Source organism: Brevibacillus sp. BD137, from assembly GCF_041644655.1.
GTDB lineage: Bacteria > Bacillota > Bacilli > Brevibacillales > Brevibacillaceae > Brevibacillus > Brevibacillus brevis_D.
Genome location: NZ_JAOTNO010000003.1, coordinates 41,857 through 58,220 on the forward strand (window position 1 = coordinate 41,857; position 16,364 = coordinate 58,220).

A 16,364-nucleotide genomic window follows, 5' to 3' on the forward strand; every position below is an offset into this window, starting at 1 on the left:
TGTTCCCTCCTTTATTCGGATTTCTTCGCTAAGTATGCCTCCAACTACCACTTCTCATTCTTACTACAGCCATTTAGGACAAAGGAAATTCCAATGGACTCCATTCACGTAACTCCAACGTCCGCGCACCTTCCACAACAACTGGATCAGCCTCAGCTAATTTGCGGGCTTCTTCCAGAGAATCCGCTTTGTAAATGACCAATCCGCCAAGCTTATCTGTAAAGGGTCCTGCCATGACCACTTTTCCCTGCTTGTACAAATCATTGATATACGAAAGATGGGCAGGTCTTACTTGAGCATTCAACTCTTGATTCACGATTGGCAAAAATGCGACATATAACATGACGGTTTCTCTCCTTTTTCATGACCTTGTTCTTTTCTGAAGTATAACATAATTATGAATACGGACTTTGGTCTAGTAGGATTTTTCCTTTCTACAGCGAACGATTCAAAGGTAGCAAGTAGCAACAGAGAGGCGGATAGGTATGGACACGCAGATACAGTTATATACATCTCTCTTCCACAACAATCCTGACGCTGTTTTCATGTTCGACATGCAGGGCAGATTCACAGGCGTAAACGCTGCTGGTGAAGCATTGGTAGGATTCACCTCTCAAGAATTGCTGCGTATGCAAATTTGGGAAATCCTCGCTTCTACTGAGGGTCTTGATAGTAAGAAACAACAACAACAAATCCTCTCCACAGGAATCAGAAAAAATAAGCAATATCAGTTGCTCCATAAAAACGGGCAGGTTGTGGATATTATCGCTTCCAGCTTTCCCATTTTTCAAAACGGCGAAATCATCAGCCGTTATTCCATTGCCAGAGACATCACGCAGCAAAAGAAAATGGAAGAGGTTCTTCATCAGATGCAAGAGAACTTTCGGTTAATATCCGAAAACATTATGGATTTGATTTTTATTGTAAATGTGGACGGAATGATTACCTACGCTTCCCCTTCTGTTCAGGCGGTAACTGGTCTCACGATTGATCAAGTGATCAACCAGCATTTTTCGATCTTGATTCATCCTGAACAAGTAACCAACGCCAAGAGCGATTTTGCTCAAATGTTGAAGCAGAAGACCACGCTCGACGCCGAGTACCATTACCTGCACCCAGACGGTAGAATGTTGCTTTTCGATGTGAAAGGGACACCTGACGTTTGTTCAAACGGTCATATTCTCAGCACGGTTTTTGTGGCACGTGATATTACAGAGCGTCGGCAATCAGAAGAATTGCTTCGTTACTCTGACAAGCTTTCCGTTCTAGGAGAGCTTGCCGCAGGTATCGCCCATGAAATTCGCAATCCGCTTACGGCCTTGAAAGGGTTTATTCAACTCATGGAAGGGGACGAGTTCGCCAATCAGCAATACCTGCAAATTATGCGATCCGAAATCGACCGGATTACTTCGATTACCAGTGAGCTTTTAATAATGGCCAAGCCGCAGACGTTGCGATTTGCTCCCAACGGCCTTTTGCCATTGCTTTCGTCTGTCATTAAGCTTTTGGAGCCGCAGGCACTTCTTAAAAATGTATCCATTCTTACTGATTTTCCGCAGGTCACGTCCCTCATATTGTGTGAGGAATATCAAATCAAGCAAGTTTTCATAAACATCATAAAAAACGGCATGGAAGCCATGCCGTTAGGTGGAAATCTCACAATCAAGGTTGTAGAGCGCCCTTCTGATGTGATCATCCGAATCAGCGATCAAGGACAGGGCATCCCTGCCGAGCTACTTCCCCGATTAGGAGAGCTTTTTTATAGTACAAAAGAAACAGGAACTGGCCTGGGGTTAATGGTAAGCACAAAAATCATTCGCGATCACGGCGGTACCATCAACATCGCCAGCGATGTCGGCAAAGGAACCACCGTATCGATCTCCATACCAAAAGCCTTGAAGCCTACTGTTTCGTTTAACGATTAATCTGCGCGCGCAGATAAGCATCGATAAACGAATCAATTTCACCATCCATGACTGCTTGAACGTTCCCTACCTCCATATTCGTCCGGTGGTCTTTTACCAGACTGTATGGGTGGAAGACATAGGAACGAATTTGGCTGCCCCATGCAATATCTTTTTGTTCACCTTGAATCGCGGCCAACGTTTTCTCTTGTTCTTCCCGTTTCTTCTCAAACAGTCGTGCCGTCAGCATCTTCATCGCACGCTCTCGGTTTTTAATCTGGGAGCGTTCTGTTTGACACGTCACCACAATTCCAGAAGGCAAGTGAGTAATCCTTACAGCGGAGTCAGTCGTGTTGATATGCTGACCACCCGCACCACTGGAACGATACGTATCGACTTTCAGGTCCTCAGTACGTATGTCTACCACGTTATCGTCTTCGATCTCCGGCAGGACGTTGCAAGACACAAACGATGTGTGACGACGTCCAGAGGCATCAAACGGAGATATCCGCACAAGACGATGAACCCCTTTTTCTGATTTGAGGTAGCCATACGCATTGTAGCCCTTAATCAGGAGAGTGACACTTTTTACACCGGCTTCATCGCCAGGCAAATAGTCCAATGTTTCGACCTTGAAGCCCTTGGCATCCCCCCAACGTGTATACATACGCAGAAGCATGGACGCCCAATCCTGGGACTCCGTACCACCCGCTCCCGGATGCAGCTCCAGAATGGCGTTGTTTTTGTCGTATTCATCACTCAAAAGCAATTCCAGCTCAAAGCTCTCAAATGACTTGCGCAGCTCCTGCGTACTGTCATACAGATCTGGAATGAGGGAGGAATCCCCTTCTTCGATGACGAGTTCCAACATTACCTGGAGATCCTCGTACTGGGAATCCAGCTTGGCCATCGTCTCCACGAGGCTTTTGATTGCATTCAGTTCACTGATTGTCTTCTGCGCTGCATCGTTGTCATCCCAAAAATCGGGTGCCAGCATGCGCTCTTCCAGTTCACCGATTCGTTCCTGTTTTACTGGGAGGTCAAAGAGACCCCCTGATATCCGCTAAACGCTTAGCCATGCTAGACATCTCTTGTTTGATGTCCGCAATATCGATTAATGCCATGTTGCGAATCACCTTCTCTTTACGTAAGCTATGTTTTATTGTAACGTAATTTGCCGGATGCGCAAATACGGCAGCTTGTCACGTTTAGAAAAGGGACTTCGCCGCTACCTTTTTTACGTTACCACAGGTGGTGATGGCGAGGATCTCAGGTCTCGGATTTCATGTGGTTGTTTATTTTCCGTCTGTGGGGCAGCAACCAGATTGAGATGGGTACGCCGAGCTTCGCTTGCTTTTTGCTGGTATGCTTGCTTGATGATAGCTTGTCGCTTCCAGTTGTGTGTTTTTCGATAGGTTTTGGCTAGCGGACTTTCACGCGTTCGATCCACCATTCCACTCGGCGGTGCGATCAAGGCCTCATTCCAATTCGGCTCCGGAATTTCCTCCATCAATCGCTTGTCCTCAAAGACTGGGTCTTGCGCTGAGATGACTCTCGGTAATTCGATTCCCTCCTCCTTTTCAATGAGCTGTACTTTTTTATTTTCTTTTCCTGTCTTTAGGACTGCTTTTAAAGTAACGGAAATGCGCTCCATCGTATTCTTCGTTTGTATCCCCATCACGTTCACTGACGTTCTCATTTGTTCATTCCCCCGTCTTCGTGAATTTTTGGTAAAAGTGTTGTACTTACGATTCTATTTATTTTTCAGATAATTACCACCTGAATCGTTCGATCACATTTACCAGTGTTAGACAAATAGATCGTTAATATCAGACGAGGAAGAATAGATGAGGACGAATACTGTCAAGGCATTAGGAATGGGCAAGAAAAAAACATTCCCCTCGTACCGAATTTGCCGATACGAGAAGAATGTTCTGTTATTGCTTATTGTTTCTTATTTTGGCGTTTGCGTTCCTGCTCCCGAGCGCGACGCTGTGCACGGTTTTTCGGATCAGCATCACCGGAGGTCTCCGGATCTGGACGATCGGATGGTCCGGAGGTTTGCAAGTTGTCCATATCGATTCCTTGACCGCGAATGACATCTTGACGCTCCAGGTTTTGGCTAACTTCGGCCTTCATGATATACATAGCGACTTCTTCCTGAACAGCAGCCAGCATACCTTGATACATTTCGTATCCTTCGAACTGGTACTCACGAAGCGGATCGTTTTGTGCGTAGGCGCGCAGGTGAATCCCTTGACGCAACTGATCCATTGCATCGATGTGATCCATCCACTTGCTGTCGACAGCACGCAGAATAACGACTTTTTCAAACTCGCGAATCGATTCGCCGATTTCTTCTTCACGCTGTTTGTACTGCTTATCGACTTCTGCTTTCAACAGCTCGAGAATTTCCTCTGCTTCCATGCCTTTCAGCATTTTAGCCGTAATCGTTTCTTCATAGAGGAATCCATTGTTGGCAGCATCGGCCAATGCTTGCAGATCCCAATCCTCTGGTACCTCTTCTTTTGGGCAATGCAGAGACACTGCGCGCTCCATCACTGCGTAGATCATATTCAAAGCAACATCGCTGAGGTTTTCGTGTTCCAGGATGTCCTTACGCTGTTTGTAGACAACCAGACGCTGCTGATTCATCACGTCGTCGTACTGGAGAACGCCTTTACGTGCATCGAAGTTCGATCCCTCTACACGCTTCTGCGCGGATTCTACCGCACGAGTAACCAGTCGGCTCTCGATCGGCATATCCTCTTCCATACCCAAACGATCCATCATATTCATGATATTGTCCGCACCGAAACGACGCATGAGCTCATCTTGCATCGAGAGGAAGAACTGGGATGAACCCGGGTCCCCCTGACGACCGGCACGACCGCGTAGCTGATTGTCAATCCGGCGGCTCTCGTGACGTTCTGTACCGATAATATGAAGACCGCCTAGGTCCGCAACACCTTCGCCAAGCTGAATATCCGTACCACGACCCGCCATGTTTGTGGCAATGGTAACCGCTCCGTACACACCTGCGCGTGCAACAATTTCTGCCTCGCGCTCATGCTGCTTCGCGTTCAATACATTATGCGGTACGCCTTTTTGCTTCAGCATTTGGGACAAGCGCTCCGAGTTTTCGATGGAAATGGTACCTACCAGGATCGGTTGGCCCTTTTTGTGACGCTCAACAATGTCGTTTACAACCGCACGATATTTGGCCGCCTCTGTTTTGAAAACAAGGTCAGGTGAATCGACACGCTGTACTGGCTTATTCGTTGGAATAACCACAACATCGAGACCGTAAATCTTTTTGAACTCTTCTTCTTCCGTCTTCGCTGTACCTGTCATACCCGCCAGCTTCTGATACATACGGAAGTAGTTTTGCAAGGTAATGGTCGCCAGTGTCATGCTCTCGCTCTGAACACGCAGACCTTCTTTGGCTTCAATCGCTTGATGCAAGCCATCGCTGTAACGACGTCCAACCATCAGACGGCCGGTGAACTCATCGACGATCACCACTTCGCCTTCCTGCACCACATAATCGACATCGCGCTTGAACAGCACTTGTGCTTTCAACGCAGCCGTAATGTGGTGGTTCAACGTGATATGTGCCGTATCGTACAGGTTGTCGATGTTGAATGCCTGTTCGACTTTGCTTACACCATCATCTGTAAGGTTGACGATTTTCAGCTTCTCATCGATTGTAAAATCTTTTTCTTCTTCCAAGCGCTTCACAAAATGCGAGCAGATGTAGTACAGCTCTGTCGATTTGTTAGCAGAACCGGAGATGATCAACGGCGTACGTGCTTCGTCAATCAAAATGCTGTCCACCTCGTCGATGATAGCGAAGAAGAGTGGACGTTGCACCATTTGTTCCTTGTACAGAACCATATTGTCACGCAAGTAATCGAAGCCAAACTCATTGTTCGTACCATACGTAATATCACATGCGTATGCTTCCCGCTTTTCTTCTGGATTCAGTCCATTCTTGTTCAAACCGACTGTCAGCCCGAGGAAGTTATACAGTTTACCCATGATGCTCGAGTCACGCTCAGCCAAGTATTCGTTCACGGTAACGACGTGGACGCCTTTTCCCATCAGGGCATTCAGGTATGTCGCCAGCGTCGCAACCAGCGTTTTACCTTCCCCCGTCTTCATCTCGGAGATACGGCCTTCCTGAAGCACCATACCACCAATCATCTGGACGTCGAAGTGACGCATGCCCAGTACACGGATCGACGCTTCACGTACGACGGCAAACGCTTCATTCAAAATTTTGTCCAGCTCTTCTCCATTTGCCAAGCGAGCCTTAAACTCAGCTGTCTTCTCCCGCAATTGGTCATCCGAGAGTGCCTTAATCGTTGGTTCCAGCGCGTTGATACTTTCTACACGCTTAAACATTTTCTTTACTTCGCGTTCATTGCTATCGCCGAATATCTTTTTAACGAGTCCTAGCATGAGGACACCCCTTCCATATACTGCCAAACAAAATGCACAAGCCGGCATGAGTCCAATAATAAAAAAGGATACCGATTCTACGAAAATAATACTTTCTAAAAAGATATTTTATCAAATAGAGCATCCTCTACACAAGTAAAGGGAGTTGCCAATAGCAACTCCCTAGTCTTATACGAATGAGAATGTGTAAAGTTTCGTTATTTTGGTTCAATCAATCCATAACGCCCATCATTGCGGCGATACACCACACTGACGTCATTGGTGTCACTGTTTTGGAAAACGAAGAAGCTGTGTCCCAGCATATCCATCTGCATGACCGCTTCCTGTGCATCCATCGGCTTCAGATCGAAGCGTTTGGTTCGAACGATATCGATGTCTATGTCGATATCATCCTCATCCACATCCGGGATCATGACTGCTACTGGTTGACTCTCACGCTGTGCGATTCTTCCAGTCGAATCCACTCGAAGTTTCCTCATCAGCTTCGTTTTGTGTTTGCGAATCTGACGTTCCAGCTTTTCTACTACCAGATCGATAGCAGCATACATATCTTCGTGCGTTTCCTCCGCTCGGATAATCACCCCACTCAATGGGATCGTTACCTCGATCGTGCCTTCTCCTCTGTGTACATGCATGGTGACTTGTACTTCTGTAGGCTGTGGAGTTTCAAAATATTTTTCCAGACGGCCGACTTTCTTTTCGACATATTCTCTAAGTGCAGCGGTGACTTGAATGTTTTCTCCACGAATGTTAAATTTCATGGTTCCAACCTCCTTCCGTCTATACATACGTATTCGCCACCTCTGTAAATAATCCTTCCACTCAGCTTAAAAAAATCTTTGCAAATCTTTTACAAACCATCAATATCCGACATTATTTTACCAATACTTACTAGATTCCCTATGCTATAATAGGACACGTAATCATCCCATCCTATATCGCGGTCGTACATCGCACTGGAGGAGTCCTCATGGCCGAGGTAAAACCTTCCCATTCACTTATCGGAACAACGCTCGCTCAAGACGTCTACAATGAATACGGACTGCTTTTACTACCCGCTGGTGCAATCCTTCATCTTAGTGATATTCGACTACTAGAGGCCCACCAGGTAGAAGCCGTACACGTTACTACAGACTCGGAAGCACCCGAAATGCCCTTCCCTCTCCTTCATTGGAGTGAGTCGGAGGCTGCAAAGGCCTATATGGTGGCCGTACGAAAAACCGAGTATTTATTTAACCAGCTCGCAAATGGGGATACTCCCAAACTTCAACAATTTAGCGACGCTGTTCACCCTATGCTCGATCAAGTTCTTCATCACATGAGATTTCTGCGCTTCATTTATTTGAATGAAGGAACAGAAAGCTATACGTATCGCCACTCCCTGCATGTAGGTATCGTAGCAGCTTTAATCGGAAAAATCATAGGATTGCCGCAACGTGATGTTCATTTTTTGGGCCTTGCAGGTCTTCTTCATGACATCGGCAAGATGAAAATTCCCGATGAGCTACTGTCCAAGCCAGAGCGTTTGACAGACCAAGAATATACGATAATGAAAAAGCATACCGTATACGGTTACGAGCTTCTGCGCACCATGGACGATGCCGACAACTTGCTGGCACAGTGTGCCCTGATGCACCACGAACGTTGGGATGGAAGTGGATATCCTCTCGGACAAAAAAAAGATGGCATCCCTTTTGAATGCCAAATCATCAGTGTCGCAGACACATTTGATGCGATATGCACAGATCGCGTGTATCGGAAGGGAACCTCTCCCTTTGAAGCCGCGAATGTTCTGTGGGAGTCAGCTTGTACAGGCCAATTAAATCCGATGATTGTGTCTCGTTTTATCCATTACATTATCTTACTTTACGTCGGCTCCCATGCGCTTTTGAACAATGGCGACCACGTCGAAATCATTATGATTCATACTGATGAGCCGATGCGCCCTCTCGTTCGTAGAGGGGATGAGTTTATAGACCTGAGACTCCAGCGTTCGCTACGCATTCAAAGAATGATCAGTTAAACACGTGGAAAAAACGAATCCCCCTGTCCGTTTAAGGAATCAGGGGGATTTTGCTATTGTTTCGTCTTCACAGGCTCACTCACTACCGCGTGGAATATTTTTTCTCTAGTCCTCTCACGACTACACGGGACAAGAATAACGTAAGCACCAGGTAAACAGCCGCCTCCGTTAGATACGGGGGGTAGCGCTCAAATGTACTTTTCGCCACGTTCATGGCTGCGTAGTTTAATTCCGGTGTCGCGATTACTGCCAGAAGAGATGAATCTTTCAAAAGTGCAATAAACTCATTTCCGATCGCAGGCAGCATTCGTGTAAACGCTTGTGGGAGTATAATTTGGCGCATCGCAAGGCCCTTGTTCATGCCAAGTGATCGTGCTGCTTCCATTTGCCCCGGATCAATTGATTGGATGCCGGCCCGAAAGATTTCCGCCATATAGGCAGCCGCATTGAGTGAAAGCGCAACGAAGCCTGAATAAATCGCTTCCGGGCTGCTCGCTCCCGGATACAGAATACCCCAAATCGACGGAATCACTGCAAAATGAATCAGCAAAATTTGGACCAGCATCGGAGTTCCCCGAAACAGCTCTACGTAAATCGAACAGGTCCAACGCAAGATTCGCTTGGAGGACATTTTGCCCAAGCTGATGAACAACCCCAAAAATGTTCCGCAAACCGTAGCCACTGCCGTTAGTAAAATCGTATTCATAATGCCTCGGATAAACAGTTCACGGTAGTCGTAGATGACACTCCAGTCCAATGGCTCATCCTCCCTTCTTCCTGTCAGCAAGCCAAGCTGCGAACAAACGCCGGCTACGTCGAAAGACGCACCCGGCCATTTTGCTGCCTACTTATTGCCAAAGTACTGGGTGTAAATTTCCTGCAGCTTTCCATTTTCTTTTATCTTTTTCAATCCCTCGTTGATTTTGTTAATCGCATCGGCATTGCCCTTTTTCACGATAATTCCGTAAAATTCCTTTTCAAAGGAATCATCTTTTATCAGCTTAAACTTCTTATCTTTTACTTTATTCACGTAGTATGACAAAACGCCATTGTCGCCAATCACTGCATCGACTCGACCATTAAAGAAGTCATCGACGGAAGATGGCATATCATCATAGCCCTTCAAGCCTTCATACGTATCTCCAAACGCTTTTTTGACCACTTCTTCACCCGTGGTCGCAGCTTGAACCCCGATCTTCTTGCCTTTCAAATCTGCCAGCTTCGTCACTGGAGAATCTTCCGCTACCAGTATGAGTTGATTCGCTTCAAAGTATGAGTCCGAAAAATCGTATTTCTCCTTGCGCTTCTCCGTAATCGTGATAGACGAGATCCCAATATCAACCGTCCCTTTGTCCAGTCCATCAAAAAGCGGGTCCCACCCGGTGTTTTTCCACTCGATCTTGAATCCGCCAGCTTCTGCGACCGCGTTCATTACATCGATGTCATGGCCACTAATCTTGTCAGCCTCAAGCATTTGGAACGGTGGATATGCCGCATCTGTACCCACTACGTACACCTTGTCACCCGAACCACCACTCGCTCCGCCACTACCGGACGTTTGCTGACCACCCGATCCACAGCCTGCGAGGAGCATCCCCACACCGACGACCAACGCGAGCGATTTGAACCAATTTGTCCCGATACGCATCTCGAAATCCCCCTTGTGTCTCTCTATCTGCCCATTTTGTCCCCAGCAATGTCCACATGGAAATTACGGATTTTTTGCGTTCTCCACAGAGTTATCCACATTATCCACATACCATTGTGCACAAGCTGGGCATAACTATTTCCTGTATATTCTGCCACTTTAGTACGAAAGTAAGGGGAACGAAATGGGAGAATAAGTATATCTAGCAGCAAAAAAACAGGATTCATATATACGGGATATAGTTCTATCCTGCATATAAAAATCCTGCTATTATCTGAAAATAATGAATTATTCTTTTTCCCCCAAAATCACGATCTCTACCCGGCGATTCTTCGCACGGTTCTCCGCGTTGGAGTTATCCACAAGCGGTTTGTACTCGCCCAAGCCAGCCACTGTAAAGCGAGACGCTGGTAAGGAGTTAGCATCCACCATTTCACGCATGACAGAGATCGCGCGCGCCGAGGATAACTCCCAGTTGGATTGGAAGGAGCTGCGAGATATCGGCACATCATCTGTATAGCCCTCGATTCGCACCTTGTGCTCAAAACGCTTCAAAACCCCCGCTACCGTCCCGACGACTTGCTTCCCTTGGGCCTGTAGGTCTGCCGAACCACTCGTAAACAAGATCGTTTCCGGCAAACGGATACGCAAGCCTTCTTCGGTCTCCTCGTAGTCCAGATTCAGCTCAGCCAAAGCGGAGGATAGCTGGTTGCGTACCGTCTCCATATCGCGCTCACTCGAGTCAGACATGCCCATTGGCCGCTTCGGCACGTTTACGGTGTCTTCAGAGCCTTCTTTTCCTTTTTCGCCCTTGAGCTCCTTCTGGCGAGCCTCCAATTGGTAGACCTCGCGCTGCAGCTCCAGCTTTTGCAGGTTGAGCAGGTCGAGACTCTCATGCACCTTCTCCAAGCTCGCTTTTTCCTTTTGGACATCTTCCTTTTGTGACTGAATGCTCTTCGTCTGTGTCGCCGCAATAATAATCACGATCACGAACAACAGTGTAATCAGGTCACTGTAGCTAAGCAGCCAGCTTTTTTCTAGCTCTTTTTCGTCGTATAACCGTTCGTCATGCATAGCGGTCCTGCCTTTCAATCGTGCCCTTCATGCTGCCTGCTTCTTTAATCAGCACCAGCTTTTGGTCACCTGGCAAGAAGGAGTTCAGCTTTTCAAACAACAAGCGTGGTGTCTCCATGCGTTGGAGACCGACACAGCCTTCGATGAAAAGACGCTTTTCAAACATTTCCCGGTCGTACAGATCCATCAAGCGGTAGTAGCATGGCAAAGCGAACAAGTTCGCCAAGAGCGCGCCATATAACGTCGCCACGACCGCTGCGCTCAGGCTGTGTCCGGTCAAGGCCATGTCTTCGAGCGACTTCAGTACACCCGTCATCCCCAAGAGCGTACCGACCAGCCCCATCCCCGGTGCCAGCAAGCTGATGAGACGGAAGAATCCTGCTGATTGTTGGTAGCGATACTGCTCGCCCTTGAGCTCGTTCTCTAGGATCAGACGCAGTTCTTCTTCAGGAACACCCTCGACCGCCAGTAAGCATCCTCGCTGGATAAACGAATCGGGTTCTTGTTGCAGTTCCTTTTCGAGCGCGATATAGCCCTGTTCCTTCTGGACGAGCGCGTAGTAGTAGAAGCGCTTGATCGTTTCTTCGACGTTGCTTTGTCGACCATGGATGAGCAGGCGCCAGATTTTTTTCAAGTCGAGATGCTTTCGTTTGACAGCGTAGGACATGACTACGGAGAGCGCGACTAGCTCGACGGCGGTTACGTTGAGGAGATCCGCTAAGGTTCCGTTTAGGTAGACCGCGTGTATGAAGATGAGGAGGACGGCTCCGATTAAGACGAGTGAGCGGCGTTTTGTGGACACAAATGTTTCACCTTCCTAGTTTTTCAGCAAGTTGTTCTTAAAGTATAGCAGATGGTGGAAAAAAGATGAGAGAATAGAGTCATGGTTATAGTGAAGCTTGGTATAAAAAATGTCGATAATGATAAAGAAAGTAATTCTAGCAAAAGAGGTGATCATCTGTGAATGCCGTACAATTAAAGCAAGCCGTTACTATTAGCTTGACGAAGCAAGTGCAGGAGACTTCGCAAGCGCAAGCTTCCATCATGTTGGAGGGTTTTGCTAAGACGCAACAAAATATTCAAGCGGCTCAGGCAAGTCATCCATCTCTTGGAAAAACAATCGATATTCGTGCATAAGTGGTGAAAAGAAAACGGCCGGTTCCCCGGCCGTTTTTACTTTTTGCGGTCGAAAAAGGCACCATAGCCGTTTGGACCTGCTTCGTTGTACGTATTCATTGCGAGCTTGCTGCGTTGGAGGTTGTTTAGTTGTTGTTGGACGCCTTGCATTCTTCCATCGATCAGGGGAATGAGGCGTTGGTTAATCTCGTAAATTTGCTCCAGCTGTTGCTTTTGTAAGGCAGATAGTGACTCATTATCTAAACCCTGATGCTGTATTTGAGAAATCATTTCTTCTCTTTCGTCCAATATGGACAACCATGCATCTGGTTCAGAATCCTTTACACTTACTACTTCCTCTACGCGCAATGTTGATTCTAGCAGACTATTTAGAAGAGCATCGACTGTCTTTTCCATATTGTATACCTTACCCTTGTTTCTTCGCCAAAAGCATGGCTTCTTTCCAAGTGTCTCGGAATTGAATGAACAGGTCTTCTACTTCTAAAAGAATATCCACGTCCTTACGCATGTTTGCTTCTATTGTCCGTTGAAGCATATATTCGTAGAGTCTGGAGAATTCTTTTGAAATATCATAGTCATTATTTAAAGTAGACATTAACTCGTAAAGGATGTTCTGTATTTTGATCGAGGCTTCATGAGCTTTTGTTACATCTTTGTCCTCAAGTGCTAGCTTTGCCTGTTTAATGAATTTGAGTGCCCCATTATATAGCATCAGTGTTAAATCAGCAGGAGTAGCCGTTGTTACTTGATTCGATTGGTACGTTTGAGCAGCATTTTGTAACATCTGCATCACTCCCTATTATCGTTGCCCTAACATTTGTGCAAACCAAGATCCCTGAGATTGAGATTTTGACATTGCTTTTTCCATTGCGGTGTATTGTTTCCAGTAACGATCTTCGATTAATTTTAAACGATCTTCCCAGCGATTGATTTCATCATCTGTTTGCTTTAATTTCTTACTCAAATTACTGTCGTCAAAGACGCTTCCTGAGGAACCAGCTTGCTCGGTTATTTTATCGATTACTTGTTTCACTTGCCCATACAGACGCTCGGCAACGCCACTTTCATTATACTTCGTAGCAGCGTTACTATTATCACTGTAATTTGTAAATAGCTTGAGGACATCTTCCCCGTTATTACGAATAGATTCCCGCAGCTTTGTTTCGTTAATATAAAGTTTTCCATTTTCTTGATAGGCATACTTACCATTTGGAGGTCCACCGATACCTATTTCCGACAAAGTATCCATTGATTTATTGACACCAGCAACCTGTAATGGTGTACTAACTGCTCTTCTTAGCTCATTTAATCCGCTGGTCAAAATTGGGTCACGCAGTAAAAGACCACTGCGAGCCATATTTTCCATTTTTTCGGCCGTCTTTTCAGGTAAGGCTTCTTTTTCTTCATCCAAAAGCGGTTGGTAGCCTTTGTATTTTGGTTCAGAAATCTTTTTGTTAATAGTTTCAATGATGGCATTGTACTTGTCTACAAAATCTTTAATCATGGTATATACAGCATCTTCGTCAGTCTTCGTATTAATAACTGCCGGAGCACCAACGTTAGCCTGCTTTAAATTAATTTCCATACCATCAAAAGTTAACGAATTTGTAGGAGAGGTGTACTCTACACCATTAATTTTAAATTTTGCCGGAGTCCCTACCGTCCCCGGGGTAGATGCTGTAGAACTTCCGATGTTCAAATTGTTCACGGTAGATGCTTCAATTTTAAACTGTTTGCCATCTTCTGAAGTAAGAACCAGTTTATTGTTAAAGAAACTTGCTTTCACACCTGTATTCGTATTGTTAATTTTAGTTATGACATTCTCTAAAGTATCTGTCGCAGATACTGATATTGGTATACCAGCAGCATCATTAGAATCTACCGTACCATCACCATTCGTATCTTTACCAACAGTGATTGTAAAATCTGTACCACCAATAGGACTTTTAGGGTCTGTTACTCCTGTGTTAAATTCCGTTCTTGAAGGAGTTCCTGCCTTTGCTAATTCCTGAACCTCTATTGTATAAGATGAAAGTGTTGGTTTACCTACAACCTTGGCAGTGGCAACACTATCATTTTCTGAGGCCGCCACTTTTTTGTTGAAGCTACTGCCCATCCGGAGATTCTTCAGTGAATTCTGCATGTCTGCAAAAAGTGTATTAATATCACGATAAGCATCGCGTTTCCACTCTGTTGAATATTTATTTCGTTGTAACCGATTAACTGGCTGACGTTGAGCTTTCATCAAATCTTTAATCATCTTCTCTGTATCCATTCCAGAAGCCATACCACTAAGCCGAATTCCCATTTCCTTTACCCCCTATCTTTTTTCGTCCACAAGTATACCAATCATTTCATGCATTTTTGCAACCATATCCATCATTTTCTTTGATGGTATTTCACGGATAACCTCATTCGTTTGATCGTTAATAACCTGTACATAGTACTCATTTAGATCTTCATGTAAGGTGAATTTAACATGGGTATTCGTAGATTGTAGCCATTTGTTTATGCCGGCAATCTCATTCTGTAAATCAGACTTTGTTTGTTGATTCAACTCCGCCTGTTTGTTCGAGGTGTTCTGCTCATTTGCAGCTGTTGTTCCCGGTCCCTGTTTCATGCTATTCTTCTGTCCTGGTAATGAATGAACAGAGGAAATCTCCATTTTATTCACTCCTCAAAAAACGATCTTATTCTATATATCGGTAAGAATACGATTGAGTTTTATTTTTTCTTTGGATTATTGTTATTGAACTTACTTTTTTGTCCGCTTTAGCCGATAAAACTATATATCCTTATTTAGGCGAGGAGAGATAACATGAGCAAGAAAAAGCACCAGGCCCTTGTACCCCAGTATATGAAAGACTTTCAGTGTATTGGTTCATTTTGTGAAGACACATGCTGTCAAGGCTGGACAGTTGTCATTGATAAAAAAACTTATAAACGCTATAAGAATATACGAGACAAGGAATTCGTCCCGATCATTAACGATCACATAACGCGCTTACGAAATGAATCAAGTGATCTTAACTATGCTAAAATTAAAATGGATAGTAAAAACGCATGCCCTTTTTTAAATACTGAAAAATTATGTTCCTTTCAATTGAATTTAGGGGAAAACTATTTATCTAGTGTTTGCTCAACATATCCTCGGACTCTTAATATGATTAATGGATCTTTAGAACAATCTGCTACACTTTCGTGCCCAGAAGCAGCGAGGCAAGCTTTGCTGAATCCAGAAGTTATGCAATTTGACGAAATAGAACTTGAACTAGATTCTAAGACCATTATTGGAAAAACGCTAGGAATAGAAGATGCTAATCTACCACAATACTACTTTTGGAATTTACGTATTTTTAGCATAGAGATACTGCAAAATAGAGATTACTCTATCCCTGAGCGTTTATTACTTCTAGGAACATTCTATGAAAAGGTTCAAACATTGATCGATCAGAATGAGCTTGCTCAACTCCCTCAATTCATCGAATCATATAAGACTATTGTAAAAAATGGAACTTTAAAAGAGACAATACAAGCCATACCAACCTCTTATGACATACAATTTAAACTTGTTAAATATATGATGGACATGCGTGTGCTATTAGGAGTTAATAGCCAAGCCTATCTTGAGTGTGTTCAAGATACTTTAGATGGCCTTTCGTTTACTGAGGAAGATTCTAATTCTGAAGAGCTCATTCAAAAATATAAACATTCTTCCGAATCATACTACCTGCCATTCATTACGAAGCATGAATACTTACTGGAACATTATCTTGTAAACTATGTGTATAAAAATCTTTTTCCGTTCCAAACGACTAGCCAAAATTTATCTGATGAGTTCTCTCTGTTCGTGCTACATTTTTCAATGATCAAGCTTCATCTAATCGGTATGACGAGCCATTACAAAGAAAACTTCACTGTAGATCATGTCGTTAAATTAATCTATTCCTTTGCCAGAGCAATTGAACACACCCCTATCTACCTTTATAAAATATCTAAAAATTTGCGTGAGAAAGAACTAAGTTCTCTTGCACACCTTGCCATTCTAATAAAAAATTAGTCCTTACTTCCAATTAATAATAGCAAGCATTATGTCTCTCACTGACTGTACTAT

17 protein-coding genes are annotated in these 16,364 nt (G+C 44.7%); 4 read left to right on the top strand and 13 right to left on the bottom strand.

The annotated features are described in order from the left end of the window. Positions 1–73: 73 nt before the first annotated feature. Positions 74–343, bottom strand: coding sequence for a YciI family protein (locus ODZ53_RS06895; RefSeq protein WP_015893531.1), 270 nt, complete (start codon positions 341–343; stop codon positions 74–76). A gap of 142 nt (positions 344–485) precedes the next feature. Here ODZ53_RS06895 and ODZ53_RS06900 point away from each other — a divergent pair, with 142 nt between their 5' ends. Next, positions 486–1,925, top strand: a complete 1,440-nt coding sequence (locus tag ODZ53_RS06900; protein WP_372676443.1) for a PAS domain-containing sensor histidine kinase — start codon at positions 486–488, stop codon at positions 1,923–1,925. Here ODZ53_RS06900 and prfB read toward each other — a convergent pair. From prfB to hpf, 4 genes are all read right to left on the bottom strand, one after another. Beyond that, positions 1,915–3,028 (bottom strand): peptide chain release factor 2 gene (prfB, locus tag ODZ53_RS06905; protein WP_015893533.1). Its coding sequence is split into 2 segments (ribosomal slippage): positions 1,915–2,946 and positions 2,948–3,028, totalling 1,113 coding nucleotides; the frame shifts between segments, so codons are not numbered across the junction. The genes ODZ53_RS06900 and prfB overlap by 11 nt on opposite strands. A 113-nt stretch (positions 3,029–3,141) precedes the next feature. Beyond that, positions 3,142–3,603: a hypothetical protein gene (locus ODZ53_RS06910; RefSeq protein WP_372676444.1), complete on the bottom strand. Its 462-nt coding sequence runs from the start codon at positions 3,601–3,603 to the stop codon at positions 3,142–3,144. Positions 3,604–3,848: 245 nt separating this feature from the next. After that, positions 3,849–6,368: a preprotein translocase subunit SecA gene (secA, locus tag ODZ53_RS06915; protein ID WP_372676445.1), complete on the bottom strand. Its 2,520-nt coding sequence runs from the start codon at positions 6,366–6,368 to the stop codon at positions 3,849–3,851. 197 nt (positions 6,369–6,565) lie between these two features. Beyond that, the gene (gene hpf, locus ODZ53_RS06920) at positions 6,566–7,129 is read right to left on the bottom strand and encodes a ribosome hibernation-promoting factor, HPF/YfiA family (RefSeq protein WP_007718201.1); all 564 of its coding nucleotides are present in this window, start codon (positions 7,127–7,129) and stop codon (positions 6,566–6,568) included. A gap of 209 nt (positions 7,130–7,338) precedes the next feature. Between hpf and ODZ53_RS06925 the strand changes: the two genes are divergently transcribed. Next, entirely contained in the window at positions 7,339–8,391 is a 1,053-nt protein-coding gene (locus ODZ53_RS06925; protein ID WP_372676446.1) for an HD-GYP domain-containing protein, read from the top strand. 82 nt (positions 8,392–8,473) lie between these two features. Here the strand turns inward: ODZ53_RS06925 and ODZ53_RS06930 are convergent, their stop codons facing one another. The 4 genes from ODZ53_RS06930 to ODZ53_RS06945 form a co-directional block, all read right to left on the bottom strand. Continuing rightward, positions 8,474–9,148: an amino acid ABC transporter permease gene (locus ODZ53_RS06930; RefSeq protein ID WP_064200463.1), complete on the bottom strand. Its 675-nt coding sequence runs from the start codon at positions 9,146–9,148 to the stop codon at positions 8,474–8,476. Between the two features lie 87 nt (positions 9,149–9,235). Next, positions 9,236–10,039 (bottom strand): basic amino acid ABC transporter substrate-binding protein, encoded by an 804-nt coding sequence (locus ODZ53_RS06935; protein ID WP_372676447.1) that lies wholly within the window; start codon positions 10,037–10,039, stop codon positions 9,236–9,238. Positions 10,040–10,327: 288 nt separating this feature from the next. After that, positions 10,328–11,113 carry an OmpA/MotB family protein gene (locus ODZ53_RS06940; RefSeq protein ID WP_016742347.1) on the bottom strand — a complete coding sequence of 262 codons (786 nt, stop codon included), beginning with the start codon at positions 11,111–11,113 and terminating at the stop codon, positions 10,328–10,330. Beyond that, positions 11,106–11,915: a motility protein A gene (locus ODZ53_RS06945; protein ID WP_372676448.1), complete on the bottom strand. Its 810-nt coding sequence runs from the start codon at positions 11,913–11,915 to the stop codon at positions 11,106–11,108. The genes ODZ53_RS06940 and ODZ53_RS06945 overlap by 8 nt, the downstream gene beginning before the upstream one ends. Before the next feature lie 158 nt (positions 11,916–12,073). Between ODZ53_RS06945 and ODZ53_RS06950 the strand changes: the two genes are divergently transcribed. Continuing rightward, complete coding sequence (locus tag ODZ53_RS06950) at positions 12,074–12,250, top strand: putative motility protein (protein ID WP_157448592.1); 177 nt, start codon at positions 12,074–12,076, stop codon at positions 12,248–12,250. Between the two features lie 36 nt (positions 12,251–12,286). Here the strand turns inward: ODZ53_RS06950 and fliT are convergent, their stop codons facing one another. Genes fliT through flaG form a run of 4 tightly spaced genes read right to left on the bottom strand, consistent with a single transcriptional unit; the run spans position 12,287 to position 14,915 of the window. Continuing rightward, positions 12,287–12,646, bottom strand: coding sequence for a flagellar protein FliT (gene fliT / locus ODZ53_RS06955; protein ID WP_372676449.1), 360 nt, complete (start codon positions 12,644–12,646; stop codon positions 12,287–12,289). 10 nt (positions 12,647–12,656) lie between these two features. Beyond that, positions 12,657–13,034, bottom strand: a complete 378-nt coding sequence (gene fliS, locus ODZ53_RS06960; protein WP_372676450.1) for a flagellar export chaperone FliS — start codon at positions 13,032–13,034, stop codon at positions 12,657–12,659. Positions 13,035–13,049: 15 nt separating this feature from the next. Next, a complete protein-coding gene (gene fliD / locus ODZ53_RS06965) occupies positions 13,050–14,558 on the bottom strand; it encodes a flagellar filament capping protein FliD (RefSeq protein ID WP_372676451.1) in 1,509 nt (502 codons plus the stop codon). 12 nt (positions 14,559–14,570) lie between these two features. After that, the gene (flaG, locus tag ODZ53_RS06970; protein ID WP_372676452.1) at positions 14,571–14,915 is read right to left on the bottom strand and encodes a flagellar protein FlaG; all 345 of its coding nucleotides are present in this window, start codon (positions 14,913–14,915) and stop codon (positions 14,571–14,573) included. Between the two features lie 153 nt (positions 14,916–15,068). On the opposite strand from flaG, the gene fliB reads away from it, so the two are divergent. Next, positions 15,069–16,310 (top strand): flagellin lysine-N-methylase, encoded by a 1,242-nt coding sequence (gene fliB / locus ODZ53_RS06975; protein WP_372676453.1) that lies wholly within the window; start codon positions 15,069–15,071, stop codon positions 16,308–16,310. Positions 16,311–16,364: the final 54 nt, after the last annotated feature.

Coding starts and splice junctions, on each gene's coding strand:
- ODZ53_RS06940 (WP_016742347.1), bottom strand. CDS start 11,113: ATGCATGACGAACGGTTATACGACGAAAAAGAGCTAGAAAAAAGCTGG.
- ODZ53_RS06900 (WP_372676443.1), top strand. CDS start 486: ATGGACACGCAGATACAGTTATATACATCTCTCTTCCACAACAATCCT.
- fliS (WP_372676450.1), bottom strand. CDS start 13,034: ATGTTACAAAATGCTGCTCAAACGTACCAATCGAATCAAGTAACAACG.
- ODZ53_RS06935 (WP_372676447.1), bottom strand. CDS start 10,039: ATGCGTATCGGGACAAATTGGTTCAAATCGCTCGCGTTGGTCGTCGGT.
- flaG (WP_372676452.1), bottom strand. CDS start 14,915: ATGGAGATTTCCTCTGTTCATTCATTACCAGGACAGAAGAATAGCATG.
- fliT (WP_372676449.1), bottom strand. CDS start 12,646: ATGGAAAAGACAGTCGATGCTCTTCTAAATAGTCTGCTAGAATCAACA.
- ODZ53_RS06925 (WP_372676446.1), top strand. CDS start 7,339: ATGGCCGAGGTAAAACCTTCCCATTCACTTATCGGAACAACGCTCGCT.
- ODZ53_RS06910 (WP_372676444.1), bottom strand. CDS start 3,603: ATGAGAACGTCAGTGAACGTGATGGGGATACAAACGAAGAATACGATG.
- secA (WP_372676445.1), bottom strand. CDS start 6,368: ATGCTAGGACTCGTTAAAAAGATATTCGGCGATAGCAATGAACGCGAA.
- fliB (WP_372676453.1), top strand. CDS start 15,069: ATGAGCAAGAAAAAGCACCAGGCCCTTGTACCCCAGTATATGAAAGAC.
- fliD (WP_372676451.1), bottom strand. CDS start 14,558: ATGGGAATTCGGCTTAGTGGTATGGCTTCTGGAATGGATACAGAGAAG.
- hpf (WP_007718201.1), bottom strand. CDS start 7,129: ATGAAATTTAACATTCGTGGAGAAAACATTCAAGTCACCGCTGCACTT.
- ODZ53_RS06895 (WP_015893531.1), bottom strand. CDS start 343: ATGTTATATGTCGCATTTTTGCCAATCGTGAATCAAGAGTTGAATGCT.